Genomic DNA, 24,864 nt, shown 5'->3' on the forward strand with positions numbered 1-24,864 from the left:
TTAGTAGCCCAGCTTACGGGGTAGCCACAGGGCGAGTTCCGGCCAGGCAATCACGGCCACCATCACGAGGAACATCGCAAACAGCATCCAGCCGACCCAGCGCACGGTTTCTTCCATGCGCACGCCGGCGATGCGGCACGAGACCATCAGGTTCACCGCCAGCGGCGGCGTGAACTGGCCCAGCGCCACCTTGAGCGTGAGGATGACGCCGAACCACACCGGGTCCCACTTGTAGTACTGCACGATCGGCCACAAGAGCGGCACGAAGATCAGGAAGATCGACACCCCGTCGAGGAACATGCCGACCGTGATGAGCAGCAGGATCAAGAGCGACAGCACGCCGTACTCGCCCAGCCCCGAGTTCACGATCGCGCGCGTGACCGGATCGATCACGCCCAGCGTCGAGAGCGAGTAGGCGAAGATGCCCGCCAGCGACACCACCAGCAGGATCACGGCCGAGAGCTCGCCCGATTCGCGCAGGATCAGGAACAGGTCGCGGACCTTGATGGTGCGGTGGATCGCCATGCCGACGAAGAGCCCGTAGAACACCGCGACCACCGCGGCCTCGGTGGGCGTGAACCACCCGGCGCGCATGCCGCCGAGGATGAGCACCGGCGCCGCCAGGCCCCACACGGCATCGCGAAAACTCTTCCAGAAGGGCGGGCGCGGCAGGGTGGATTCGAGCGCACCCATCTTGTGCTTGCGCGCCAGCCACACGGCCGGAACGATCAGCGCGATGCCGGCCAGCACGCCGGGCACCATGCCGGCGGCGAACAGCGCCGGCACCGAGGCGCCCGGCACCAGCACCGAGTAGACGATGAAGGCCACCGAGGGCGGGATCAGGATGTCGGTGGCCGCGGCCGCCCCGACCACGCTGGCGGAGAAGGCGCTGGGATAGCCTGCGCGCGACATCGCGCCGATCATCACCGCGCCCACGGCCGCCGCGTTGGCCGGGCCCGAGCCCGAGATGCCGCCCAGGAACATCGCCACCATGATCGCCACCAGCGGCAGCATGCCGCTCCCGCGCCCGACGATCGCGATCGCGAAATTGACGAGGCGCAGCGCCACGCCCGAGCGGTCGAAGATCGAGCCCACCAGCACGAACATCGGGATCGCGAGCAGCGGGTACTTGCCGAGGCCGGCATAGAAGTTCTGCGGCACCGCGAGCAGGCCGAACCATTGCGCCTCGGCATTGGCGAGTCCGATGGCGACCGCCCCCGCGAGGCCGAGCGCCGCGCCGATCGGCACGCCGACCAGCATCATCAGGATGAAGGCGACGAAGAGCAGCGTCGGGATCATTCGCCCGAACCCCCGGCGCGCATCTCGCGGCCGCGCCGGACGAACAGGCCCACGGCGCGCAGCGCGATTGCAGAGCACACGATCGGCAGCCAGATCGTGTACCACCACTGCGGCACGCCGATGCCGGGCGAGGTTTCCTCGAAGCGCCAGGCGTCCCAGACCACGCGCACGCTCAGGCCGGCGATCAGGAAGAACAGCAGCGCCACCATCAGCGCGCCGAAGCGCGCGAGCCGCTTGCGGCGAGCCATCGATCCGCCCTCCGCGAAGTACTCGATGCGGATGTGGCGGTCGCGCGCCACGGCGGCGGAGCCCGCGACCATGGCCAGCAGGATCATGAGGAAGACCGAGAACTCCTCGGTCCACGCGAAGGAGGAATCGGTGAAGTAGCGCACCAGCACGTTGGCGAAGGTGATGCAGGCCAGCAGGCCCATGATGATCACCGTGGCCCAGTCCTCGATGGCGAGCGGCACGCGCGTGGGCTCGTCGGCGGCTGCTATCTCGGGAGGATGCGGGCTGGCGGCGTCCAGCACGGGGCCGGACTCGGGGGGAGAGGACATCGGGGGAACGGTCAGCGGCCGGAATTCGACCAGCACGGATCGTAACGATCCATAACCGTTCCCCCATCGGGGCTTTCCTTAGCTGCCTCCTGGATGGCCGCTATCGGTAGACCAGCCCCGAGAGGCGCCACGCGAGCCGCTCGCGGACCATCGGCAAGCGCGACAGTGTCCGCAGCAGGAGATTGCGCGCGGCCCGCAAGCCTGGGCGGGCCGTCGCCATGCGCGTGAGGCGATCGGCCAGCGCGATCACCTGCTGTGCCACGGGACGGCGCGCGCTGCCGTAGGCATCGAGCGCCGCTTCGTTTCCGGCCAGCGCTTGCCTCAGTGCGCGGGCGAGGGCGATCGCATCGAGGATGCCGACGTTCATCCCCTGGCCGCCGGCCGGGCTGTGCACGTGAGCCGCATCGCCGACCAGCAGCACGCGCCCGGAGCGGTACGCATCGGCCAGCTTGTGATGGACCCTGAAGCGCGAGCCCCAAAGAACGTCGTGTACCACGGCCCTCTCGCTCGCCGGGCCGCGCGCGTCCAGAAGGGCCTGCACGTACTCGATGTCCGGCTGCTCCGGCGCGTCTGCCACGGTTGCGACGATGCGGTGCGCGCCGTCCGGCAAGGGCGCCACGACGACCATGCCCGCGGGAGAGAAGTAGAGGATCACCTCGTCGCGCGGTACCCCGCCCGTCAGCCGCACATCGGCCAGCACGAAGGACTCGCCGTAGCTCCCGCCGGTAAAGCCGATGCCGGCACGTTCGCGCACCGTGCTGTGCATGCCGTCGGCCCCGACGACGTAGCGTGCCCGCAATTGCGTGCCGTCGTCGAGCGTCGCGGTGGCGCCGGACGCGTCCTGGCGCACGTCGACCAGCACGCGGGGTCGAAGCACCTGGCCGCCCAGTTCGCGCAGCCGCTCGAGCAGCACGCTTTCGGTGACCGCCTGTGAAACCATCAGGGTGTAAGGGAAGCGCGTGGGCAAATGCGCGAAGGTGATCGGCATCAGCACGCGGTCCCGGTCGCGAATCGTGAAGCGCTGTGCCTGCAGGCCGCGCTCGACCAGCCGCGCAGCGACCTTCAGCGGCTCGAGGACCTCCAGGGTGCGGGCATGCACCACCGCGGCGCGCGACGTGTTGGCGCCTTCGGCCTGGCGGTCGATCAGCATGATGTTCACGTCACGAGCGGCGAGCGCAGTGGCCAGCGTCAGGCCGGCGGGCCCTGCACCGACGATCAGGACGTCGGTGTCGAAGGAGGGAGAAGACGTTGCCGGGAGGGTGGACATGGTTTGCTCCTAAAAAGTCAACAGATGTTGGTCAACAAGTGTTGGCAATGTAGTGCCGATAACGAGGAATGTCAACATCTGTTGGCCTATACTTGTTGACATGACTGATGAACTTCTCCCGCCCGCCCGGCGCTCGGACGCAACCAAGGCCACGATCCTCGCGGCCGCTCGCGCGCAATTCGCAGCCGTGGGCTATCAAGCCACGACCATTCGCGCAGTCGCCAACGCCGCCGACATCGATCCGGCCATGGTGATGCGCTACTTCGGCAACAAGGAGGGGCTGTTCGCCGCCGCAGCCGATTTCGACTTGCGCTTGCCGGATCTGGGCGCCGTGCCGCGCAATGCGCTGGGTGCTGCGCTGGTGTCGCACTTCCTGGATCGTTGGGAAGGCGACGAGACGCTGATGGCACTGCTGCGCACCGCATCGACCAACGAAGCCGCGGCAGCGCGCATGCAGGCGCTCTTCTCGACGCAGATGGCGCCATTGATCGCGCGCCTGAGCGGCGACTCGCGTGCAGGCGCGGCCGCGCGCGCGGGGCTGATCGCGACCCAGATCCTCGGCCTTGCCCTGTGCCGCTATGTGCTGAAGTTGCCGCCGGTGGTCGCGCTCAAGCGGGCGGAGATCGTCCGCCGCATCGGCGCGACCGTTCAGTCCTACCTGTTCGACGCCTGAGGCGCAGCCTCACTCGAGCTTGGCGCCCGACTGCTTGATCAGCCGCTCCCACACCGGGCGCTCGGCCTTGTAGGCGGCGGCGAAGGCTTCGGGCGAGCTGTCCTTGAGCTCGAAGCCCATGGTCGCGACCTTCTGCTGCACGTCGGGCTGCTGCGTGGCCTTGCGGATCTCGTCGGCGAGCCGCTGCACGATCGGCTTGGGCGTCCCGGCGGGTGCCGCGACCGCCAGCCAGCCGGTTAGGCGATAGGCCTCGTCTTTCAGGCCCTGCTCGGCCAGCGTGGGCACGTTGGGCAGGGTGCTCATGCGGCGCTCGCCTGTCACGCCGATGGCCTTGAGCTTGCCGGCCTCGATGTGCGGCTTGGCCTGCAGCGCGCTCGCGTAGGCCATCTGGATCTGGCCGCCGATCAGGTCCTGCACCATCGGTGCCTCGCCCTTGTAGGCGACGTGGTTCATGTCGGCGTCTTGCGTGAGGCTCATGTGCGCGCCGGCCAGGTGCGGATAGGCGCCCAGGCCGTAGGAACCGTAGGCCAGCTTGCTCTTGTTGGCCGCCACGTATTTCAGCAGCTCGGGCGCGGTCTTGGCCGGCACGCTGGGATGCACCACCAGCACCAGCGGGCCCATCGCGACCTGGTAGACCAGCGTCAGGTCGCGCTCGGGGTGGTAGGGCAGCTTCTCGTAGAGGAACTGGTTGGTGAGCAGCGCATTGGAGAGCGACATCACGATGGTGTAGCCATCGGGCGCGGCCTTGGCGACCGCGTCGGTGCCGATGATGCCGGCCGCGCCGGGCTTGTTGTCGATCACCACCGGCTGGCCCAGGCCGGCTGCCAGCTTCTCGCCGATCACGCGCGCCAGCACGTCGGTGCCGCCGCCGGCGGCGAAGGGGACGACCATCTTGATCGGCTTGGTGGGATAGGTCTGGGCGTGGGCGGCGCTGCCCGCGCCCAGCGCGAGGGCCGAGGCCGCGGCGCAGAGCCAGGCGCGGCGGTTCAGGGAGTGGGTGTTCATGTGTGTCTCCTGTACGGTTTTGGAATGGGGGCTTATCGCAGAACGACCTGCGTCTTGAAGGGCAGGCGTCCGAGTGCCTCCGTAAGCCGCGCCTGCAGCGCCGCGGCCTGCGCTCCGGCAGCGGCCGCATCGATGACGACCTGGAGCGCGCTCTCGCCATCGGCCTGCACCTCGGGCCGCGCCGTCAGTCCCAGCGCGGCACAGGCCTCGTCGACCAGCGCCTCGGCGACCTTGCGCGCCGCGAGCGCGCGCAGTTCGGGCTTGTAGATCTTGCCGACATTGGTCATCGGCATGTGCTCGATCACGACCACCGACTTCGGCTTGGCCGGCGCTTCGTCGACGCGCGCGGCGGCGAAGGCCAGCAGCTCGGCTTCGCTCGCCTTCATGCCAGGCACCAGCGTGGCGAAGGCCACCGGCAACTCGCCGGCATAGGCATCGGGCGCGCCGACTGCAGCGCACAGCTGCACCGCCGGGTGCGCGCCCAGCGCGTCCTCGATGGTCTTCGGGTCGATGTTGTGGCCGCTGCGGATGATCAAATCCTTGGAGCGGCCGCTCAGGTTGAGCCGCTCCTCGCCGTCGATCCAGCCGAGGTCGCCGGTGGCGAGCCAGCCGTCGGCCGTGAAGGCACGGGCCGTGTCGGCCGGATCGACGAAGCCCGAGAACAGGTTGGGCGACTTGAAGAGCACCATGCCCTGCTCGCCCGGCGGCAGCTCGCGGTCGCCCGGGTTGCCGTGCTCGTCGAGCGCCACGATGCGCAGCTGCGAATAGGGCAGCCGGAAACCCACGCAGCCCGCCGGCCCGATCACGCCCGGCGGCGTGATGGTCGAGATGCCGGCCATCTCGGTCATGCCCAGGCTCTCGTGCACATGCAGGCCGAACAGCCGCTCGAAGCGGGCCGCGAGCTCGGGCGCCAGCACTGCGGCGCCGGTGCGGCAGTACTTGATCGAGGAGATGTCGGCGCCGTTGAGCGGTACATTGGCCAGCGCCGCCAGCACCGTGGGCACGGCCGACAGCGAGGTCGGCCGGTATTTTTCGACCAGGCGCCAGTAGTTGGCCAGCACCTGCTTGTTGCGCATCAGTTGCGTGGTGGGAATGATCACCTCGACGCCGGCCGACAGCGCCGACAGCGAGGCCGGCAGCACGCCCGCCACGTGGAACAGCGGATAGCCGTTGATGGTGATGTCGCTGCTCTTCAGGCCTTGCAGCTTCACGCTGGCCCAGGCGGTGAAGACCTGTGCGCCATGGCTGTGGCGCGCGAGCTTGGGCGCGCCGGTGGTGCCGCCGGTGTGGAAGTACGCGGCGATGTCGGTCGGCGCGATGTCCCGGCCGTTCGCGAGGCGGTCGGCCGGCACGTGTGCGCACATCGCGTTGAAGTCGGCCACGCCCTGGGGCAGATCGCCTGCGCTGCCCACGGGCTCGTCGTGCGGCGCCACGCGCAGCACGGTGCTGAGGGTGGGCACCTGGCCGCGCAGGCGCATCGCCTTCGACCACATGCCGGATTCGTCGTCCGAGCCGTAGGCGATCAGCACCTTGGCGCGGCCGGCCGTCATCAGCGAGACCAGCTTCTCGTCGCTGAGCAGCGGATTGAGCGGCTGCACGATGCCGGCCGCCTCGCCGCCCCACAGCGCCAGGTGGTATTCGAGGCAGCCCGGCAGCAGAACGGCCACCGCGTCCTCCGGCCCGACGCCGAGCGCGTGCAGCATGTTGGCCGTCTGGTGGATGCCGGCCAGTAGCTCGGCGTAGGACCAGCGGATCGGCTCGTCGGCCGGGTCGGCCGTGCGCAGGAAGGTCAGCGCCGTCTTGTCGCCGAAGGCCGCCGCGGCATTGCGGAAGATCTCATAGGTGCTGCGGACGGTCAGCGCCTCGGCAAGCGGCGTCTCCTCGAGCTTTTGCACGTCCTCGATGCTGCGGACGGGGAAGGAGGGGCTGAAGGGCGCGGCGGCCCGGATCGCGCTCATGATGTCGCCTGCCTACCGAACGAGATGAAGCGCTGCAGATGATGGTCCTCGTCGCCCAGCTGATGGTCGATCATCACGAGGCGCTTGGCATAGTGGGCCAGCGGCAGCTCCCAGGTCATGCCGATGCCGCCGTGCAGCTGGATGCTCTCTTCGGCCACCAGCGCGCCGATGCGGCCGATGCTGGCCTTGGCCGCCGACAGCGCGCGCTCGCGCGTGGCGCGGTCGGCATCGTCGACGGCGGCGGCCGCGTTGATCACGGCCGAGCGGGCCTGCTCGATCTCGAGCAGCAGGTCCGCCATGCGGTGCTGCAGCGCCTGGAAGCTGCCGATCAGCATGCCGAATTGCTTGCGCGTGCGCAGGTACTCGAGCGTCGCCGTCTTGGCGGCTTCCATGGCACCCAGGCTTTCGGCGCTGAGGGCCAGCACGCCGCGCCCGACGGCGCGTTCCAGCACGGCATGGCCCTGGCCTTCGGCGCCGAGCAGCGCGGCGGCGGGGAGCGTCACGCCGTCCAGCACCACTTCGGCCACGCGGCCGCCGTCGATGGCCGGTGCGCCGCGCACGTAGACGCCCTCGGTCTTCGCGGGCACCAGGAACAACGAGATGCCGGCTTCGTCGTCGGGCGCGCCCGAGCTGCGGGCTGAGACCAGGAACACATTCGCCTGCTCGCCCTGCAGCACCACGGCCTTGGCGCCGTTGAGCAGCCAGCTGTCGCCGCTGCGGTCGGCGCGGGTCTGCACATGCGCCAGCTCATAGTGCGTGCCGGGCTCGTCGTGCGCGAGCGCCGCGATGGTGCCGCCGCCGATGATTTCGGCCAGTGTTTCCTTCTGCGCCTCGCTGCCGGCGGCTGCGATGGCGTCGCCGACCATGACCGCGCCGAGCAGAGGCTCGACCACCAGGCCGCGGCCCAGCGCCTCGAAGACCACCGCGATGTCGAAGCCGCCGCCGCCGAAGCCGCCGTCGGCTTCGAGGAAGAGGGCGCCGATCACGCCGAGCTCGGCGAACTGCTGCCAGATCTCGGAGCTGAAGCCATGGGCCGACTTCGCGATGCGGTCGCGCGTCTCGAAGGCGTACTGCTCGGCGATGAAGCGGTTCAGGCTGTCGGCGAGCATGCGCCGGTCTTCGGTGTGTTCGAAATTCATGTCAGGTCTCCTTTTCAGAAACACCGCGGAACCGGCTTTGCCGGGCCGCTGGTGTTGCCCCCGGTGAGGGGGTGGCGTAGCGACACGAAGTGCGCGAAGCCTGGGGGTGAGTCATCTACAGGCCGAGAATCATCTTGGAGATGATGTTCTTCTGGATTTCATTGGAACCGCCGAAGATCGACAGCTTGCGGTTGTTGAAGTACTTGGCTGCCGCGGGCGCCGCGTAGTCGGGGCCGATTGCTACGCCGTCGAAGCCTTCTTCGAGCGCCTCGGCGACGAAGGGCCGCGCATAGGGGCCCATTGCGCGCCGGATCAGCGACGAGATCTCCTGCCGGATCTCGGTGCCGCGGATCTTGAGCATCGAGCTCTCGGCGCCCGGCACGCCGCCGCCGGCCACGGCTGCGATCACGCGCAGGTTGGTGGTCAACATGTTCTCCAGGTCGATCTCGACGCGGGCCATGCGCGCGGCGAAGGCCGGGTCTTCGGCGAGCGGCCGGCCGTTCTTCGTTTGCTTCGCGGCAATGGCCTTGAGCTGTTCCAGCGCCGCCACCGAGAAGCCCACGCCTGCGATGTTGGTGCGCTCGTAGGTCAAGAGGTACTTGGCGCAGGTCCAGCCCTTGTCTTCCTCGCCCACCAGGTTCTCGGCCGGCACGCGCACGTCGGAGAAGAACACTTCGTTGACCTCATGCTCGCCGTCGAGCGTGATGATCGGCCGCACCTCGACGCCGGGCGACTTCATGTCGATCAGGAGGAAGCTGATGCCTTCCTGCTTCTTGGCCTCGCGGTTGGTGCGCACCAGGCAGAAGATCATGTTGGCATGCTGGCCCAGCGTGGTCCAGGTCTTCTGGCCGTTGACGATGTAGTGATCGCCCTGCGCATCGCTGCCGCGCACTGCGGAAGTCTTGACCGAAGCGAGGTCCGAGCCCGCGCCCGGCTCCGAGTAGCCCTGGCACCACCAGTCGGAGCCGTCGAGGATGCGCGGCAGCCAGTAGCGCTTCTGCGCCTCGCTGCCGTACTTGATCAGCACCGGCCCCAGCATGTTGACGCCGAAGGGCACGATGCGCGGCGCGTGGGCGAGCGCGCATTCGTTCTCGAAAATGAACTTCTCGACCGCGGTCCAGCCCGGGCCGCCGTACTCTTCGGGCCAGTGGTTGGCCAACCAGCCGCGCGCATTCAGGATGGCATGCCATTCCTCCATGTCGGCCTTGCCCAGGTGCTTGCCGCTCGCCACCTTGTCGGAGAGGCGCCGGGGCAGCTTCTCGGCGAGGAAGCTGCGTACCTCGTCGCGAAAGGCTTCTTCTTCGGAGGTGAAGTTGAGGTCCATGCTCATGCCTCCCGACGAGCCGCCTCTAGGGAGGCATGCGCCCCCTTGGGGGGCAGTGAACGAATGTGAACTTTGGGGGTCATGATCATCCTCAGAAGATTTCGAACAGCCCCGCGGCGCCCATGCCGCCGGCGATGCACATCGTGACCACGGCGTACTTCGCGCCGCGCCGCCTGCCTTCGATCAGCACATGGCCCGTGAGCCGCGCGCCCGTCATGCCGAAGGGGTGGCCGATCGAGATCGCGCCGCCGTCGACATTGAGCCGCTCGGCCGGAATGCCCAGCTTCTGCTGGCAGTAGATGGACTGCGAAGCAAAGGCTTCGTTGAGTTCCCAGAGATCGATATCGTCGACCTTCAGGCCGTTGCGCGCCAGCAGTTTCGGCACCGCGAACACCGGGCCGATGCCCATCTCGTCGGGCTCGCAGCCCGCGATCGCGAGGCCGCGGAAGGCGCCCAGCGGCTGCAGGTTGGCGCGCTCGGCCTCCTTGGCTTCCATCAGCACGCAGGCCGAGGCGCCGTCGGAGAGCTGGGAGGCATTGCCGGCGGTGACGAACTTGTCGGCGCCCATCACCGGCTGCAGCTTGGCCAGCGCCTCGTAGGTGGTGCCGCGGCGGTTGCAGGTGTCGACGTCGATCGTCACTTCGCGTTGGCTCACTTCCTTCGTGTCCTTGTCGGTCACGGCCATGGTCGTGGTGCAAGCCACGATCTCTTCCTTGTAGCGGCCGGCGAGCTGCGCCTCCTCGGTCTTGCGCTGGCTGTCGGCGGAGAAGCGGTCCTGCGCCTCGCGGCTGATGCCATAGCGCTTGGCGACGATGTCGGCGGTCTCGATCATCGCCATGTAGAGCGCGGGCTTGTGTTCGACGATCCACGGGTCCATGCCGCTGTCACCGCTGTCGGTGGCGCTGCGGGTGCGGATCTGCGAAATGCTCTCCACGCCGCCCGCGATCATGGCCGGCGCGCCTTCCACCACGATGCGGCCCGCGGCCATCGCGATCGCCTGCAGGCCCGAGGCGCAGAAGCGGTTGACCGTGGTGCCGGCGATGCTGATCGGGAGGCCTGCGCGCACGATGCTCTGGCGCGCGACGTTGCGGCCGGTCGTGCCCTCTGGGTAGCCGCAGCCGAGGATCGCGTCCTCGATCAGCGCCGGGTCCAGCCCCGAGCGCTCGACCGCGGCGCGCACCGCGAAGGCGGCTAGCGTCGGGCCGGGCGTGATGTTGAACTCGCCGCGGTGCGCCTTGGTGAGCGGCGTGCGGGCGGTGGAAACGATGACGGCTTCGCGCATGGCGTGTCTCCTTACTCGGATTGATTGAGGCTGGCGAAATCGGCGCCGCGTTCGACCAGCTCCACCAGGAGCGGCGAGGGCTGCCAGAACAGCGGGTCTTCCTTGGCGAATTCGCGGATATCGGCCAGCACTTTCGCGAGGCCCACCGTGTCGGCGTACTTCATCGGCCCGCCGCGATGGCGCGGGAAGCCGTAGCCGTAGAGAAAGGTCACGTCGACGTCGAGCGGGCGCAGCGCGATGCGCTGGTGCACGACGTTGGCGCCCTCGTTGATCATCGCGGCCATGTAGCGGCGCATGATTTCCTCGTCGCTGAACCTGCGCGGCGCGACGCCGGCGCGCCGGCGCTCGGCATCGATGATGGCCTCGACTTCCGGGTCCGGCGTGCCGGTACGCGCGCCCTCGGGATAGAGGTAGTAGCCGCGGCCGGTCTTCTGGCCGAACCAGCCGCGCTCGCAGATGCGGTCGGCGATCTGCACGTAGCGCGCCTTCGGGTCGCGGGTGGCGGCCTTGCGCTTGCGCGTGGCCCAGCCGATGTCGCCGCCGGCCAGGTCCGACGCCTGGAACGGGCCCATCGGGTAGCCGAAGTCGCGCACCGCCTTGTCGATCTGGTAGGGCGAGGCGCCGTCTTCCATCATGTGGTCGGCCGCCTGGCGGTAGACCGCGAGGATGCGGTTGCCGATGAAGCCGTCGCACACGCCCGCGCGCACCGGCGTCTTCTTCAGCTTCTTCGCGAGTTCGAAGCCGGTGGCGACCACGTCGGCGCCGACCTTCGCCGGCACCACGATCTCCAGGAGCTTCATGATGTTGGCCGGCGAGAAGAAGTGCAGGCCCAGCACGTCGGCCGGACGCGAGATGCTGGCAGCGATCTCGTCGATGTCGAGGTAGGAGGTGTTAGTGGCCAGCACCGCCCCCTTCTTGCAGACGCGGTCGAGCTCGGCGAAGACGGCCTTCTTGACCGCCATGTCCTCGAACACGGCCTCGACCACCAGGTCGACATCGGCGAGCGCGTCGTAGGCCGTCGAGGCCGAGAAGCGCGCCATCACCGCGGCCTTTGCCTCGGCCGTCATGCGGCCCTTGCCGATCAGGCCGTCGTACACCTTCTCGACGTGGGCGCGGCCGCGCGCGAGGCTCGGCTCGTCGCGCTCGATCATGGTCACCGGCAGGCCGGCATCGAGCATCGCCACCGCGATGCCGGCGCCCATGGTGCCGCCGCCGACGATGCCGCAGGATTCGATGGCGCGCGGTTTCGCGGCCTTGGTTTCGGGTGCCTTCAGCACTTCGCGCTCGGCGAAAAAGGCGTGGATCAGGCCGGCGCGCTGCGGGCTGTCGATGCACTGCAGGAAAAGCTTGCGTTCCAGCGCCAGGCCTTCGTCGAAGGGCTGCGTGAGCGCGGCCTCCACGGCTTCGACGATCTTCATCGGCGAGAAGAGGCCGCGGCTTTTCTTCGCGGTTTCTGCGCGCGCGGCTTCGAGCGCGGCGCGCTGCGTCTCCGGCTCGGCCAGCGCATTCGCGTCGCGCGTACGGCGTACCGGCGCCTTGGCCGAGACCAGTTCTTTCGCATAGGCCAGGCCTTCGGGCAGCGCGTCGGCGCCTTCGCCCAGGCGATCGATCAGGCCCAGGGCCAGCGCTTCCTTGGCTGCCGCATGGCGGCCGCTCAGCATCAGGTCCAGCGCGGCCTTGACGCCGACGAGACGCGGCGCGCGCTGCGTACCGCCCGAGCCGGGCATCAGGCCGAGCTGCACTTCCGGCAGGCCCAGCTTGGCGGAAGGCACGGCCAGGCGGTAGTGCGCCGACAGGGCGATCTCCAGGCCGCCGCCGAGTGCGGCGCCGTGGATCGCGGCCAGCACCGGCTTGCTGCAGTTCTCGATGCGGCTGCACACCTCGGGCAGCGAGGGCGGCAGCGGCGGCTTGCCGAATTCGCGGATGTCTGCGCCGGCAATGAAATTGCGGCCGGCGCCCACGATCAGCACCGCGGCCACGGCGCCATCGGCTTCGGCCGCATCGATCGCGGCGACCAGGCCGCGGCGCACATCCACGCCCAGGGCGTTGACCGGCGGGTTGGCGATGGTGACGACCAGCACATCGGCCTGGCGCCGGAAGCTGACGGGATCGGACGCAGGAAGGGTGTCGGTGGTGGCCATGGTCTTTGTCTCCGGGTGAACCCAGCATTCTTCGCCCGGCTCGCCGCTTTGACAATTGCATGGACGATTGACAGACTGTCAAAGAATATTTGACACAATGCGCGCCTCATCATGGATTTGCAATCGCTGACCCTGCTGGTCGAGATCCTCGATGCCGGCAACCTGAGCGCGGCCGCGCGCCGGCTCAAGATGAGCCGCGCCAACGTGAGCTACCACCTGAACCAGCTCGAGCGCTCGGTCGGCGCGCAGCTCGTGCGGCGCACCACGCGGCGCGCCGAAGCCACGGAGATCGGCCAGCGCCTCTACCAGCACGGCCTCGCGATCCAGAGCGAGCTGCAGGCCGCGCGCGAGTCTGCGTCCGCGCTGGGCCAGGGGCTGGTCGGCCGTGTGCGGCTCAGCGTGCCCAGCGGCTATGGGCAACTGGTCATGTCCGACTGGCTGATCGAGTTCAAGCGCCAGTACCCGGGCATCGTGCTCGACGTGCTGTTCGAGAACCGCATCGAGGACCTGCTGCGCGACGAGGTCGACATCGCGGTCCGCGTGATCCCCGAGCCGCCGCAGAACCTGGTGGCGCGCGAACTCGGGCCGGTGCGCTATGTCGCCTGTGCTTCGCGGGCATATGCCGAGGCGCATGCGCTGCCCACGCAGCTCGACGAGCTGGCGAGCGCGCCGGTGGTCACCGCGGCCGTGGTCGGCCGCCAACTGCGCATGTCGGCCTACCAGGGCGAGGAGCGGCGCGAGGTGATCCTGGAACCGACGCTGATCTCCGAGAACTTCCTGTTCCTGCGCCAGGCCATCCTGGCCGGCCTCGGCATCGGGCTGGTGCCCGACTACGTGGTGCAGGAAGACGTGCGGCGCGGCGAAGTCTTGACCGCGCTGGACGACTGGCGGCTCAGCATCTTCGGTACCAGGATGTTCATGCTCTACATGCCGAACCGGCAGCACACGCGGGCGACGCGGACCTTCATCGACTTCATCCTGGAGCGGGCGCGGGGCACGGCGGCCGCGCAGGCGCCGGACCCTCAGGCCTGACCGCGTGCGAAGCGCCTATCTCGAGGTTGCGTTGGCGGGCTGCGCGCTGAACACTTCGCGCAATGCTTGAGCCGCTTCGATAGCGCGCGGAAAGCCTGCCGTAACGGTCGTCAAGTAGACGATTTCCTTGAGTTCGTCCGGCTTGACGCCCAATTTCAGCGCGTAGCCAGCGTGAATCTTCAAGACTTGAATGTTGCCTGTGGCTGCGAATGCCGCCACTGCGGTGAGCTGTCGCGTGCGGTCGTCGAGGCCCGGCCTGGCCCACACATCTCCCAGGGAGTAGTCCACGATTGCGTCGGCGAGAAAGGGAAAGTCCTGGCGCATGGCATTCAGAACAGGCTGACCCGCGCCGCCGGACAGCTTTGACATCGTGGCCTCTCCCTGAGCGCGCCGCGGGCTCTTGTCGGCTTGGGCGTGAGACATCGAGCCGACAAGCGAAAGCGCGACGGCGAAAGAGAGAGATAAAGCATGCTTCATTCGAGGCTCCGGAAAGTTGGAAAAAAAGGCCTGAGCTGGTCGATCACTTGAATCGATGCCGCTGCGTCCTGAACGCCTGCGATCACTTTAGGGATCCGCTCACTCCGAGCGCTAACCCGTTTCCGCAAAGTTCTTGCCTATACGTCCAGAGGCATCCGCAGCGGCCGCGTGTCGGCCGGCGTTGGATCCCGGGCATGCTTTCTGCTGTACTCCCGGCATGAACGACTTTGCGACCTCACCCATGGCCCTTGCGGCCGGCAGCCCCGCCAAGCTCTCGATCGACTCGCAGCGCCTCTGGGATTCGCTGATGCAGCTCGCGCAGATCGGCGCCACCGACAAGGGCGGCGTGTGCCGGCTCGCGTTGACCGATCTCGACCGCCAGGGCCGCGAGCTCTTCGTGCGCTGGATGAAGGAAGCGGGCTGCAGCGTGCGCGTCGATGCCATCGGCAACCTGTTCGCGCGCCGCGAAGGGCAGGACGCGAGCCTGCCGGCCGTGGCCACCGGCAGCCACATCGACACCCAGCCGACCGGCGGCAAGTTCGACGGCAACTACGGCGTGCTCGCAGGCCTGGAAGTGCTGCGCACCTTGAACGATGCCGGCATCCGCACCGTGGCACCGCTCGAAGTCTGCGTCTGGACCAATGAGGAAGGGTCGCGCTTCGTGCCGGTGATGATGGGCTCGGGCGTCTATGCCGGCGCCTTCACCCTGGCGCACGCGCTCGCCGCCACCGACCGCGAAGGCGTGACGGTCGCGGACGCCCTGAACGCGATCGGCTTCGCGGGCGATGCGCCGGCCGCAGTGGACGACGGCGCGCCCCGCTTCGGCGCGTATTTCGAAGCCCACATCGAGCAGGGCCCGGTGCTGGAAGAGGCCGACATTCCGCTCGGCGTGGTCACCGGCGCGCTGGGCCAGCGCTGGTACGACGTGGTCGTGACCGGCCAGGAAGCGCATGCCGGCCCGACGCCGATGCAGCTGCGCCGCGACGCGCTGCAGGGCGCCACCGGCCTCATGCAGACCGTGCAGCAGATTGCGATGGGCGAGCAGCCCAACGCCCGCGGCACCGTCGGCTATGTGCAGGTGCATCCCAACTCGCGCAACGTGATTCCCGGCCGCGTGACCTTCACGGTCGACCTGCGCCATGCGGACGACGAGGGCCTCGCCCGCATGGACGCGCGCCTGCGCGCGGCTTGCGCGGCCGTGCAGGCGCAGGGCGGTCTCACGGTCGAGCTCGAGCAGACCGTCTACTTCCCGCCGGCCCGCTTCGCCGAGCCGCTGGTGCGCGCGGTACGCGACGGCGCCGAACGAGCCGGGCTCGCGCACCTCGACATCGTGAGCGGCGCCGGGCATGACGCGGTGTACGTCGCGCGTACCGCGCCGACCGCGATGATCTTCGTGCCCTGCAAGGACGGCATCTCGCACAACGAGATCGAGGATGCCAAGCCCGAGCACCTCGCGGCCGGCGCCAACGTGCTGCTGCACGCCATGCTGGACCGCGCAGGGATCGCGCAGTGATGCTGCTTGCGCAGCCGCTCACCGCAGAAGCCTTTGCGCCCTACGGCACCGTGCTCGCGGCACCTGCGGGCGCGGGGTGCCTCATCAACGGCGGCAACGCCGAGCGCTTCGATCTCGTCGACGACCTGCAGCTCGGCGCCGACGGCGGCCGGCCGATGTTGGCGCTGTTCCGCGCGCAGGCGCGCAGCTTTCCGCATGCAGTGACGGAGCTGGAGCGGCACGCGCTGGGCAGCCAAAGCTTCGTGCCGCTCGGCGAGCGCCGCTTCGTGATCGTGGTCGCGGCCGCAGGTGCCGCGCCTGCGGCCGAGTCGCTCGCCGCCTTCGTCACCGACGGCCGCCAGGGCGTGACGCTCGCGCCCGGCACCTGGCATCACGCCCTGCTGGCGGTGGACACGGGCGACTTCGTGGTGGTGGAGCGGGCCGGCGCAGCGGTCGACTGCGACACCGTGGCATTGGCAGCGCCGGCAGATATCGGGCTCATGCCACGTTGACTACCTCTGCGGCGAGGCGATCGAGGTTCTGCTCGTTCGCCTCGACCACGACCTTGGCAATGCGCTGCCGTTCAGCCTCGGTGTCCAGCACCTGGCGCCATCCGACCAGTGTCTTGGCTCCTCGCGCCTCGAACGTGATGGTCAACTGGAAGTGATGCTCGGATATGTGCTCGAAGACGATTCGCTCCGGCTCGACGACTTCGACGAAGACGCTTTCGTTCGGGTAGTTCGCTCCGTCGGGTCCGTGCATGACGAAGCGCCAGGCGCCACCGGGACGCAGGTCGAACTCGTCGAACGTGCTGCTGAATCCGTTCGGACCCCACCAGCGTGCCAGGTGAGCGGGATCGCTGAAGGCCTTGAAGACGCGCTCGCGCGGCGCGTCGATCAAGCGCGCGTGGACGAACGCTCGGTCCGCGGTGGATTCTTCATCGGCAGTGGGCTTTTCGCTCATGTGCAAATCCTCAGAAAGCGCGGCAACGTGTCGTCGATGCCCTCTTGTGCGCTGTTGCGTTCAAAATCCAGGGCCATTCCCCACATCGAGGTTTCCCATGACCCGCACTGTCGCCGAAAAACGCGCCATTTTTCGCGCCCTCCACACCGAAGGCTGCTTCGTGCTGCCGAATCCCTGGGATGTGGGCAGCGCGCGCTTCCTGCAAGGCCTGGGCTTCAAGGCGCTGGCCACCACGAGTTCGGGCTTCGCCTGGTCGCGGGGGCATGCCGACGGCGCCCTCTCGCGGGAGACGATCCTCGCTCATCTGCGCGAGATGGTGGTTGCGACCGATCTGCCGGTGAACGCGGACTTCGAGAGCGGCTTCGCGCCCGATCCGCAAGGCGTTGCAGAAAGCGTGCGGATGGCCATCGAGGCCGGGGTGGCGGGGCTGTCGATCGAGGATTCGACGGGCGACCCGGCGAATCCGCTGCATGCCATCGATGTCGCGGTCGCGCGGCTGCGTGCGGCACGCCGGGCGATCGACGAGGCGGGCGGCGACACCCTGCTGGTAGGACGCGCGGAGAACTTCTTTCAAGGCCGGCCGGACCTCGACGACACGATCGCCAGGCTCAAGGCCTATGCAGCGGCCGGCGCCGACTGCCTCTACGCGCCGGGCATCCGCACGCGCGAGCAGATCGCGGCCGTGGTGGCGGCCGTCGCGCCCAAGCCGGTCAACCTGCTTGTCGGATCGACCAGCGAGCTCACGCTGCAGGACATCGCCGAGCTCGGCGTGCGACGCGTCAGCGTCGGCGGCGCGCTGGCGCGCGCGGCCTGGGGCGGATTCATGCGTGCGGCCCGCACGCTGTCGGAACAGGGCCGTTTCGACGGCTTCGCGGACGCCGCCTCGGGCGTGGAACTCAACGCCTTTTTTGCAAGGTCGTCCTAGACATCATGGTCGCTCACTTGCCTAGCGAGCGACCATGATGTCTAGCCCGCTTGCTGCGCCCGTGTCAGGACCGTTCGCACGGCGTAGCCGTCGCGGTACACGCCCTCGATCGTTCCCATGACCGGGTCGTTCGGGGCCGCCGTCACGAACTTCTCGTCGTCGGTCCTGTAGACGACGATGGTGCGCGCCGAACGCGCACTCAGTGTGCGGGCGACGCCGGTGGCTTGATTCAACGTGCGATAGGTATTCATGCAAGTCCCCTTTGGCGCGCGAATGCTAACGCGAAGGTACTCATGCAGGGCTGTGCCGAAGATCGGGCGCGGTCCAATACGGCAAAAGGCCACACTTTTCGCGACTAAGTGAGCCGGACGCTACCTCGCCATGCCCTCCGCCAGCGCGATCAAGGACCGATCCGTCCCCGCCGGCCCCAGCAGCGAAATGCCCAGAGGCGCGCCACCGCGCTGCGCCAGCGGCATCGACAGCTGCGGAAAACCGCTGAGCCCGGCCACGCACAGCATGCGGATCGCGCGGTTGCGGTAGTCCTCGAGGCTGTCGTCGGCGGCATCGCGCCGCGGCGCGATGTCCGGCATGGTGGGCATCAGCAGGACGCCGTCGGTGCCGAGCAGTTCCGCGAGCTGCGTTCGGAAAGCGACGCGGAAGGCGCGCGCAGCGTTGACCTGATCGTCCGTCACGTCGCGCGACCAGGCGAAGCGCTCGGCGACGCCGGGGCCGAGCGGCGGCGCATGGCGCTCGATCAGCGGGCCGTCGGTGAGCCATGACTCGCGCCCCTGCAGGTAGCGGAAGTTCCAGTACATCGCGTCCCAGGATTCCAGCGCGACCTCGACCGGCGACGCCTTGCCGAGCAGCGACTGCACGCGCTCGGCCGCGCCGTCGAGCGCCTCCTTGACCGGCGCCTCCAGCATCGCCCACAGGTCCGTCGGCCACAAGAGCCGGGGCGTGGCCGGCAGCGGCAAGGCATCGGCTCCGAGCAGCACGTCGGCCACGCGCGCGAAGGTGCCGGCATCGCGCGCGAACCAGCCGCAGGTGTCGAGGCTGGGCGCGAGGTCGAGTGCGCCTTCGAGGCTGACGCGGCCGTGCGTGGGGCGCAGGCCGTACAGGCCGCAGTGGTTGGCCGGCGCGCGCACCGAGCCGCCGGTATCGGTGCCGAGCGCGAAGTCGCACAGGCCCGAGGACACGGCGGAGGCCGAGCCCGAGGACGATCCACCCGTGATCCGGTCCCTGGCCGCACCGTTGATCGGCGCGCCGAAGTGCGCGTTGTTGCCGTTCATCGAGAACGCGAGCTCGTCGGTCACGGTCTTGCCGGCGAAGCGGGCGCCGGCATCGAGCAGCTTCTGCACCGTCGGCGCGGTGTGCGTCTTGATGCCAGACATCGCGAGCACGATCGGACTGCCGCCGCCGGTCGGGTAGCCAGCCACGTCGAACAAGTCCTTGACGCCGAAGCGCAGGTCGGCCAGCGGTCCGGTCGGCGCGCTGCGGACGGGCACGTCGGGGTAGGGGACGAAGGCGTGGGCGGGATCGTGCAATGGCATGGTGAAGTGCTGAAGTGAGGTTCAGGCGACCACCACCGGCGCGATGGCCGCGGCGGCGCCGGTATGGATGCAGCGCGCGCGGTGGCCGGGTGCGAGTTCGACCACCGGCGGCTGCGCTGCGCGGCAGGCCTCGCTCGCGAGCGCGCAGCGCTCGGCAAAGGCGCAGCCCGGCGGCAGCGCCGACAGGTCGGGCGGCGCGCCGCCGATCGTTTCGAGGCGGCTGCCGCGCGCCAGCGCACCATGGGCTCGGCTCTTCAAGAGCGCGATCGTGTACGGATGGCGCGGCGAACGGATCAGCTCGCGCGCCGTGCCTTCCTCGACGATGCGCCCGGCATACATCACTGCGATGCGGTCGGCCACCTCGACGGCGGCGCCGATGTCGTGCGTGACGAAGACCACCGAGAGGCCCAGGTCGCGCTGCAGCTCGCGCAGGAGCAGCAGGATCTGGATCTGCACCGTGGCGTCGAGCGCGGTGGTGGGTTCGTCGGCCAGAAGCAGCTGCGGCCGGCAGGCCAGGGCCAGCGCGATCATCGCGCGCTGCCGCATGCCGCCCGACATCTCGTGCGGATAGGCCGCAAGACGGCGCTCGGGGCTCGGGATGCGCACGCGTTCGAACAGTTCCAGCGCGCGTTGCCGTGCCTCGGCCGCGGACACGGGCTCGTGCCGGCGGATCGATTCGACGATCTGCGCGCCGACCGAATAGACCGGGTCCAGCGCCAAGAGCGGCTCCTGGAAGATCATCGAGGCCACCTTGCCGCGGAAATCCACGAGCTCGGCCTGCGTCATCGCCAGCACGTCGCGGCCGGCGACGCGAACCTGGCCGCCGATGCGCGTGCGGCGCTCCGGATGCAGGCGCAGCAGGGTGCGCAGGGTCACGCTCTTGCCGGAGCCCGATTCGCCGATCAGCGCAACCACTTCACCGCGCTGCACCTCGAGGCTCACGCCGCTCACGGCATGCACGGGCTTGCGGCCGCCTGCGAAGCTGACGCTGAGCTCGCGCAGGCTCACCATGGGTTCGGGGTACGAGAGGGATGCATCCATTGCGTTCGATCAAGAGGAGGCCGGGTGCCCGCTGCCCGGCTCGTGGATCAGGCAGCTCACGGCCTGCTGGGCGCCGGCGGCCACGCGCGCAGGCACGCGCTGGCTGCACACCGGTGCGGCCAGCGCACAGCGCGGATGGAAGCGGCAACCCGAGGGTGGATCGATCGGGTTCGGCGGATCGCCGGCCAGCGCCGCTTCCTCGGTGCGGTGGTCGGGGTCCATCGAGGGCATCGACGACAGCAAGGCGCGCGTGTAGGGATGCGCCGGCGCCTCGTAGAGCGCGTTCGAGGGACCGATCTCGGCCACCTGGCCCAGGTACATCACCATCACGCGGTCGCTCATGTAGCGCACCACGTTCAGGTCGTGGCTGATGAAGAGGTAGGTGAGGCCGAACTCGGCCTTCAGATCCAGGAGCAGGTTGATGACCTGCGCCTCGACCGACTTGTCGAGCGCCGACACGGCCTCGTCGAGGATCACCATGCGCGGCTGCAGGGCCAGTGCGCGCGCGATGTTGACGCGCTGGCGCTGGCCGCCGGAGAGCTCGTGCGGGTAGCGCTCGGCGAAGCGCTGCGGCTCCAGGCCCACGCGCGCGAGCAGATCGCGCGCGCGGTGCACCGCCTCGCTGCGCGCCACGCCGTGCACCTGCGGCCCGAAGGCGACCGAGTCCTCGATCGTGAGGCGCGGGTTCAGCGAGGCATAGCTGTCCTGGAACACCATCTGCACCTGGCGGCGGAATTCCTTCAGCGGCAGGTCGCGGCTGCCCACGGCGCGGCCGTCGAAGATCACCTCGCCGGCGGTCGGCGCGATGAGCTGCATCAGGAGCCGCGCGGTGGTCGACTTGCCGCAGCCCGATTCGCCGACCACGCCGAGCGTCTCGCCCTTCAGCACCTCGAAATCCACGCCGTCGACCGCGCGCACCACGCCGCCGCCGCGGCCCAGCGGGTCTTTCTTGAGCGGGAAGTGCTTCTGCAGCCCGCGGATCGTGAGCAGGGGTTGCGCGGGGCCGCCGATGTCGTTGGTTGCGTCCATCGGATCAGCTCTTGTTGTCCATCGCCGAGCGCAGCCCGTCGGAGAGGAGGTTGAAGGAAATCGAGGTGATGAAGATCATCGCGCCCGGCAGGGCAGCCACCCAAGGCTGCACGTAGATCGCGGTGCGCAGGGTGTTGAGCATCAGGCCCCACTCGGGCTCCGGCGGCTTCACGCCCAGGCCCAGGAAGGAGAGGCCCGAGGCCAGGATCATCGAGACCGCGATCAGGCTGGTGGCGTAGACGAAGATGGGCCCCAGCACATTGCCCAGCACGTGCACGCGCACGATGGTGAAGGCGCTGGCCCCCGAGGCCCGTGCGGCCTCCACGTAGTCGCGGCCGCGCACCTGCGTGGTCACGCTCTCGGCCACGCGCGCGATCTGCGGGATGAACACGATGGTCAGCGAGATCAGCGAATTGACCACGCCCGCGCCGAGCACGCCCGACAGCGCGATCGCCAGCAGCACCGAGGGGAAGGCATAGAACACGTCGATGGTGCGCATGATCGCGGTGTTGACGATGCCGCCCGCGTAGCCCGCGAGGATGCCGATCGCCGCGCCGAGCACGAAGGCGCAGACGACCGGCGTGATGCCGATGAAGAGCGAGAGCCGCGCGCCGACGATCAGGCGCGAGAGCATGTCGCGCCCCAGCTCGTCGCTGCCCAGCGGCAGGCCCTCGGTGCCGATCGGCTTGAGCCGCTTCAGCATAGACGACTGGTACGGATCGGCCGGCGCGAGCCACGGGCCGAACACGGCCAGCGCGATCAAGAGCAGCACGACCAGCGCTGCGCCCATCGCGACCGGGTCGCGCGTGAAGCGCAGCATGGCAGAGGTCCAGTAGCCGCGCGAGCGCTGCATGGGCAGCGCTTGCGCCGCGGCGGAGGGAATGGCGGGAATGATGGCGGACATCGGTTCAATCGGCTGGGGCGCGGCGAGCGAAGCAAAGCCCGTTCGGGGAACACCGCGGAACCGGCTTTGCTGGGCCGCCGGTGTTGCCCCCTTGAGGGCGGATTCGGCTACACGAAGTGAGCAAGAAACGGGGGTGGGTCATCTCAGGCGCGCGCTATGCGGGGATCGAGCAGCGTTTGCAGCACGTCGACCACCAGGTTCAGCAGCACGAAGAACAGCGCCAGCACGAGAATCGTGCCCTGCAAGAGCGGCAGGTCGCGCTGGAAGATCGCAGAGTTCAAGAGGAAGCCGGTGCCGGGCCAGGAGAACACGGTCTCGATCAGGATCGAGCCGCCGAGCAGGTAGCCCAGCTGCAGGCCCATCACCGCCAGCGCGGTGGGCGCCGCGTTCTTCACCATGTGGCGGAACACGCCGAAGTGCGTGAGGCCCTTGGCGCGCAGTCCGACGATGAACTCCTGCTCGAGGATCTCGGCCACCAGCGCGCGCACCGTGCGCGCGATGATGCCCATCGGGATCACCGACATCGTGAGCGCAGGCAGCACGAGGAACTGCAGGTGTTCCCAGTCCCAGGCCCAATCGCTCGAGCCGCCGGGGCCGGCGCCGGTGGCGGGCAGCCACATGAGCTGCGAGGAGAACACGATCACCATCACCATGCCCAGCCAGTAGTGCGGCACGCTCACGCCCAGCACCGACAGCATGGAGGCCGCGCGGTCGAGCCAGGAGTTGCGGAAATAGCCGGCGACGAAGCCGAACAGGCAGCCGAGCACGAAGCCGATCGCGGTTGCCACCACCGCCAGGCGCAGCGTGTTGCCGACCGCGGTCAGCACCTCGCCCGCCACCGCGCGGTTGCTCGCGATGGAGACGCCCAGGTCGCCGTGCATCGCGCGCCACACCCACAGCGCGAACTGCTCGGGCAGCGTGCGGTTGAAGCCGTAGAGCTCGCGCAGCTGCGCCTGCAGGTCGGCCGAGGCATCGGGCGGCAGGATCGACACCAGCGGATCGCCCGGCGCCAGGTGCACGAGCGCGAAGCACACGAAGGCCACGCCGATCATGATCGGAATGGCGTAGAAGACGCGGCGCAACAGGTAGGCGAGCATGAAGCGGGCGGGGGATCAGTCCATGGACATGGTCGCGATATCGATGAACCAGCTCTTCGGCTGCACCACGTTCTTGACCTTGGCCGACAGCGCGCGCGGCCCGACGTCGTGCGCGATCCAGACGAAGGGCGCGTCGTCCACGATGTACGCATGCAGCTTGGCCAGCGCGGCGTCGCGCGCCTTGTCGTCGAAGCTGGTGCGGGCGTCGGCCACCAGCTTGTCGACCTCGGGGCTGCCGTAGTAGCCCCAGTTGTTCGACACCGGCGGAAACGCCTTGGTGCTCACGAAGCGCACCATCGCGAAGAAGGGGTCCATCGCGGCGAAGCTCACGTTGGTGGCGTTGGCGCCGTTGGCCGACGCGTCCTTGGCGCCCTTGCGCCAGTTGGTGAACAGCGTGTTCCATTCGATCACGTCGAACTGCACGTCGAAGAAGCATTGCTTCAGCGACTGCTGCACGAACTCGTTCATCGGCAGCGGCTGCATCTGGCCCGAGCCCGAGGCCGAGATCTGCACCTTGACCTTCACCGGCTTGGCGGCCGAGAAGCCGGCCTGCGTCATGAGCGCCTGCGCGGCCTTTACGTCGTACTTCATGTCGAACTTGGGATTGCCCCACCACGGATGGCCCGGCGCCACCGTGCCCTTGGGCTCGGCCATCATGCCGCCCAGCAATTGCTTCAGGCCGCCGCGGTCGACGCAGAGGTTGGCCGCCTGGCGCACGCGCTTGTCGAGCCAGGGCGAGCCTTCGACGAAGGACAGCTGCCAGGGCCACACGTGCGGCTGCGCGTTCGAGTAGATCTTGAAGCCGCGCTGCGTGATCTGCGGCATCGCATCCGGCGCGGGCGCCTCGATCCAGTCGACCTGGCCGCCCAGCAGCGCGGCCGTGCGCGCATTGGCCTCGGGCATCGGCAGCATCACGACCTTGTCGATCTTCGGCACGCGCTTGGCATCCCAGTAAGTCTTGTTGGCCGCCAGCTCCAGGCGCTCGCGCGCGACGAAGCGCGTGACCTTGAAGGGCCCCGAGCCCGCCGGGTCGGCCGCGAAGGCGGTCCATGCGGCCTTGGAGCGCTCGGCCGGCACCGTCACGCTGGCCGGCACTGCCTTCAGCTTGGCGTCCCACTGGGCCGGCGAGGCCATGAACAGGTTGGTGAGGTTGATCGGCAGGAAGGCGTCGGGCTCGCTGGTCGTGAGCTCGATCGTCAGGTCGTCGATCTTGCGGGCGCTCTTGAGCGTGGGCATGCGCGAGGCCGTCACGCCGACCTGGCTGGGGTCGAACTGGGGCGCTTCCTTGTCGAGCACCTTGGCCACGTTCCAGGCCACCGCGTCGGCGTTGAGGGCCGAGCCGTCATGGAACTTGACGCCGGGGCGCAGCTTGAAGACCCACTTGGTCTTGTCCTTCGCGTCCACCGCCCAGGAAGTGGCCAGCGCGGGGATCACCACGCTGGGCGCTTCGGCCTTGGAGAGGTCCCATTGCGTGAGCGAGTCGTAGATCGGGATGCCGGTGAATCGGTTGCCCTCGAAGCCCTGGTCGGGCTGGCCCAGCGTGCGTGGAATGTCGGCAGCGGTCATCGCGATGCGCAGCGTTTTTTCCTGCGCAGAGGCGGCGGGGTGCGCCAGAGCCAGCGTCAGCAGGGCGGCGCAGGCGGCCAGGGGTTTCAGGGGCAGTTGGACAATCGCACGCTTCACGTAGAACTCCTGTTGAGGGCAAAAAC

23 protein-coding genes are annotated in these 24,864 nt (G+C 68.8%); 5 read left to right on the forward strand and 18 right to left on the reverse strand.

The annotated features are described in order from the left end of the window. The 3 genes from EJI01_RS10940 to EJI01_RS10950 form a co-directional block, all read right to left on the reverse strand. Positions 1 to 1,299 carry a TRAP transporter large permease gene (locus EJI01_RS10940; protein WP_126837134.1) on the reverse strand — a complete coding sequence of 433 codons (1,299 nt, stop codon included), beginning with the start codon at positions 1,297 to 1,299 and terminating at the stop codon, positions 1 to 3. Beyond that, positions 1,296 to 1,856 (reverse strand): TRAP transporter small permease, encoded by a 561-nt coding sequence (locus tag EJI01_RS10945; RefSeq protein WP_126837135.1) that lies wholly within the window; start codon positions 1,854 to 1,856, stop codon positions 1,296 to 1,298. The genes EJI01_RS10940 and EJI01_RS10945 overlap by 4 nt, the downstream gene beginning before the upstream one ends. Before the next feature lie 100 nt (positions 1,857 to 1,956). Further along, complete coding sequence (locus tag EJI01_RS10950; RefSeq protein WP_126837136.1) at positions 1,957 to 3,123, reverse strand: FAD-dependent oxidoreductase; 1,167 nt, start codon at positions 3,121 to 3,123, stop codon at positions 1,957 to 1,959. Positions 3,124 to 3,223: 100 nt separating this feature from the next. Between EJI01_RS10950 and EJI01_RS10955 the strand changes: the two genes are divergently transcribed. Continuing rightward, the gene (locus EJI01_RS10955) at positions 3,224 to 3,796 is read left to right on the forward strand and encodes a TetR/AcrR family transcriptional regulator (RefSeq protein ID WP_126837137.1); all 573 of its coding nucleotides are present in this window, start codon (positions 3,224 to 3,226) and stop codon (positions 3,794 to 3,796) included. 9 nt (positions 3,797 to 3,805) lie between these two features. Here the strand turns inward: EJI01_RS10955 and EJI01_RS10960 are convergent, their stop codons facing one another. The 6 genes from EJI01_RS10960 to EJI01_RS10985 all read right to left on the reverse strand — a co-directional run bounded on the left by EJI01_RS10960 (position 3,806) and on the right by EJI01_RS10985 (position 12,645). Further along, a complete protein-coding gene (locus tag EJI01_RS10960) occupies positions 3,806 to 4,801 on the reverse strand; it encodes a Bug family tripartite tricarboxylate transporter substrate binding protein (protein ID WP_126837138.1) in 996 nt (331 codons plus the stop codon). Positions 4,802 to 4,833: 32 nt separating this feature from the next. Next, the gene (locus EJI01_RS10965; RefSeq protein WP_126837139.1) at positions 4,834 to 6,759 is read right to left on the reverse strand and encodes an acyl-CoA synthetase; all 1,926 of its coding nucleotides are present in this window, start codon (positions 6,757 to 6,759) and stop codon (positions 4,834 to 4,836) included. After that, entirely contained in the window at positions 6,756 to 7,898 is a 1,143-nt protein-coding gene (locus EJI01_RS10970) for an acyl-CoA dehydrogenase family protein (protein ID WP_126837140.1), read from the reverse strand. The genes EJI01_RS10965 and EJI01_RS10970 overlap by 4 nt, the downstream gene beginning before the upstream one ends. Before the next feature lie 115 nt (positions 7,899 to 8,013). Then, positions 8,014 to 9,222: an acyl-CoA dehydrogenase family protein gene (locus EJI01_RS10975; RefSeq protein WP_126837141.1), complete on the reverse strand. Its 1,209-nt coding sequence runs from the start codon at positions 9,220 to 9,222 to the stop codon at positions 8,014 to 8,016. A 91-nt stretch (positions 9,223 to 9,313) separates the two neighbouring features. Further along, positions 9,314 to 10,504: an acetyl-CoA C-acyltransferase gene (locus tag EJI01_RS10980; protein WP_126837142.1), complete on the reverse strand. Its 1,191-nt coding sequence runs from the start codon at positions 10,502 to 10,504 to the stop codon at positions 9,314 to 9,316. Between the two features lie 11 nt (positions 10,505 to 10,515). Further along, positions 10,516 to 12,645, reverse strand: a complete 2,130-nt coding sequence (locus tag EJI01_RS10985) for a 3-hydroxyacyl-CoA dehydrogenase NAD-binding domain-containing protein (protein WP_126837143.1) — start codon at positions 12,643 to 12,645, stop codon at positions 10,516 to 10,518. A gap of 111 nt (positions 12,646 to 12,756) precedes the next feature. Here EJI01_RS10985 and EJI01_RS10990 point away from each other — a divergent pair, with 111 nt between their 5' ends. Continuing rightward, a complete protein-coding gene (locus EJI01_RS10990; RefSeq protein ID WP_126837144.1) occupies positions 12,757 to 13,677 on the forward strand; it encodes a LysR family transcriptional regulator in 921 nt (306 codons plus the stop codon). 15 nt (positions 13,678 to 13,692) lie between these two features. Here the strand turns inward: EJI01_RS10990 and EJI01_RS10995 are convergent, their stop codons facing one another. Continuing rightward, a complete protein-coding gene (locus EJI01_RS10995) occupies positions 13,693 to 14,154 on the reverse strand; it encodes a carboxymuconolactone decarboxylase family protein (RefSeq protein ID WP_126837145.1) in 462 nt (153 codons plus the stop codon). 217 nt (positions 14,155 to 14,371) lie between these two features. Between EJI01_RS10995 and EJI01_RS11000 the strand changes: the two genes are divergently transcribed. Beyond that, complete coding sequence (locus EJI01_RS11000; protein ID WP_409513944.1) at positions 14,372 to 15,667, forward strand: Zn-dependent hydrolase; 1,296 nt, start codon at positions 14,372 to 14,374, stop codon at positions 15,665 to 15,667. Then, positions 15,667 to 16,158: an ureidoglycolate lyase gene (locus EJI01_RS11005; RefSeq protein ID WP_126837146.1), complete on the forward strand. Its 492-nt coding sequence runs from the start codon at positions 15,667 to 15,669 to the stop codon at positions 16,156 to 16,158. Before EJI01_RS11000 ends, EJI01_RS11005 begins: the two co-directional genes overlap by 1 nt. On the opposite strand, the gene EJI01_RS11010 is transcribed toward EJI01_RS11005, so the two are convergent. Next, positions 16,145 to 16,609 carry an SRPBCC family protein gene (locus EJI01_RS11010; protein WP_126837147.1) on the reverse strand — a complete coding sequence of 155 codons (465 nt, stop codon included), beginning with the start codon at positions 16,607 to 16,609 and terminating at the stop codon, positions 16,145 to 16,147. The two genes, EJI01_RS11005 and EJI01_RS11010, sit on opposite strands and share 14 nt — an antisense overlap. A gap of 97 nt (positions 16,610 to 16,706) precedes the next feature. Here EJI01_RS11010 and EJI01_RS11015 point away from each other — a divergent pair, with 97 nt between their 5' ends. Then, on the forward strand, positions 16,707 to 17,534 hold the full coding sequence (locus EJI01_RS11015; protein WP_126837148.1) for an oxaloacetate decarboxylase: 828 nt from the start codon (positions 16,707 to 16,709) through the stop codon (positions 17,532 to 17,534). A gap of 41 nt (positions 17,535 to 17,575) precedes the next feature. Here EJI01_RS11015 and EJI01_RS11020 read toward each other — a convergent pair whose 3' ends face one another. The 7 genes from EJI01_RS11020 to EJI01_RS11050 all read right to left on the reverse strand — a co-directional run bounded on the left by EJI01_RS11020 (position 17,576) and on the right by EJI01_RS11050 (position 24,838). Then, the gene (locus EJI01_RS11020; protein ID WP_126837149.1) at positions 17,576 to 17,785 is read right to left on the reverse strand and encodes a hypothetical protein; all 210 of its coding nucleotides are present in this window, start codon (positions 17,783 to 17,785) and stop codon (positions 17,576 to 17,578) included. Between the two features lie 120 nt (positions 17,786 to 17,905). Continuing rightward, a complete protein-coding gene (locus tag EJI01_RS11025; RefSeq protein ID WP_126837150.1) occupies positions 17,906 to 19,084 on the reverse strand; it encodes an amidase in 1,179 nt (392 codons plus the stop codon). Between the two features lie 21 nt (positions 19,085 to 19,105). Then, the gene (locus EJI01_RS11030) at positions 19,106 to 20,095 is read right to left on the reverse strand and encodes an ABC transporter ATP-binding protein (protein WP_126837303.1); all 990 of its coding nucleotides are present in this window, start codon (positions 20,093 to 20,095) and stop codon (positions 19,106 to 19,108) included. 39 nt (positions 20,096 to 20,134) lie between these two features. Continuing rightward, positions 20,135 to 21,154: an ABC transporter ATP-binding protein gene (locus EJI01_RS11035; RefSeq protein WP_126837151.1), complete on the reverse strand. Its 1,020-nt coding sequence runs from the start codon at positions 21,152 to 21,154 to the stop codon at positions 20,135 to 20,137. Positions 21,155 to 21,158: 4 nt separating this feature from the next. Further along, entirely contained in the window at positions 21,159 to 22,058 is a 900-nt protein-coding gene (locus tag EJI01_RS11040) for an ABC transporter permease (protein ID WP_126837152.1), read from the reverse strand. Positions 22,059 to 22,201: 143 nt separating this feature from the next. Beyond that, a complete protein-coding gene (locus tag EJI01_RS11045; protein ID WP_126837153.1) occupies positions 22,202 to 23,155 on the reverse strand; it encodes an ABC transporter permease in 954 nt (317 codons plus the stop codon). Positions 23,156 to 23,170: 15 nt separating this feature from the next. Beyond that, positions 23,171 to 24,838 (reverse strand): ABC transporter substrate-binding protein, encoded by a 1,668-nt coding sequence (locus EJI01_RS11050; RefSeq protein ID WP_126837154.1) that lies wholly within the window; start codon positions 24,836 to 24,838, stop codon positions 23,171 to 23,173. Positions 24,839 to 24,864 lie beyond the last annotated feature (26 nt).

The organism is Variovorax sp. MHTC-1 (assembly GCF_003984645.1).
In the GTDB taxonomy this organism is placed as follows: Bacteria; Pseudomonadota; Gammaproteobacteria; order Burkholderiales; family Burkholderiaceae_C; genus Variovorax.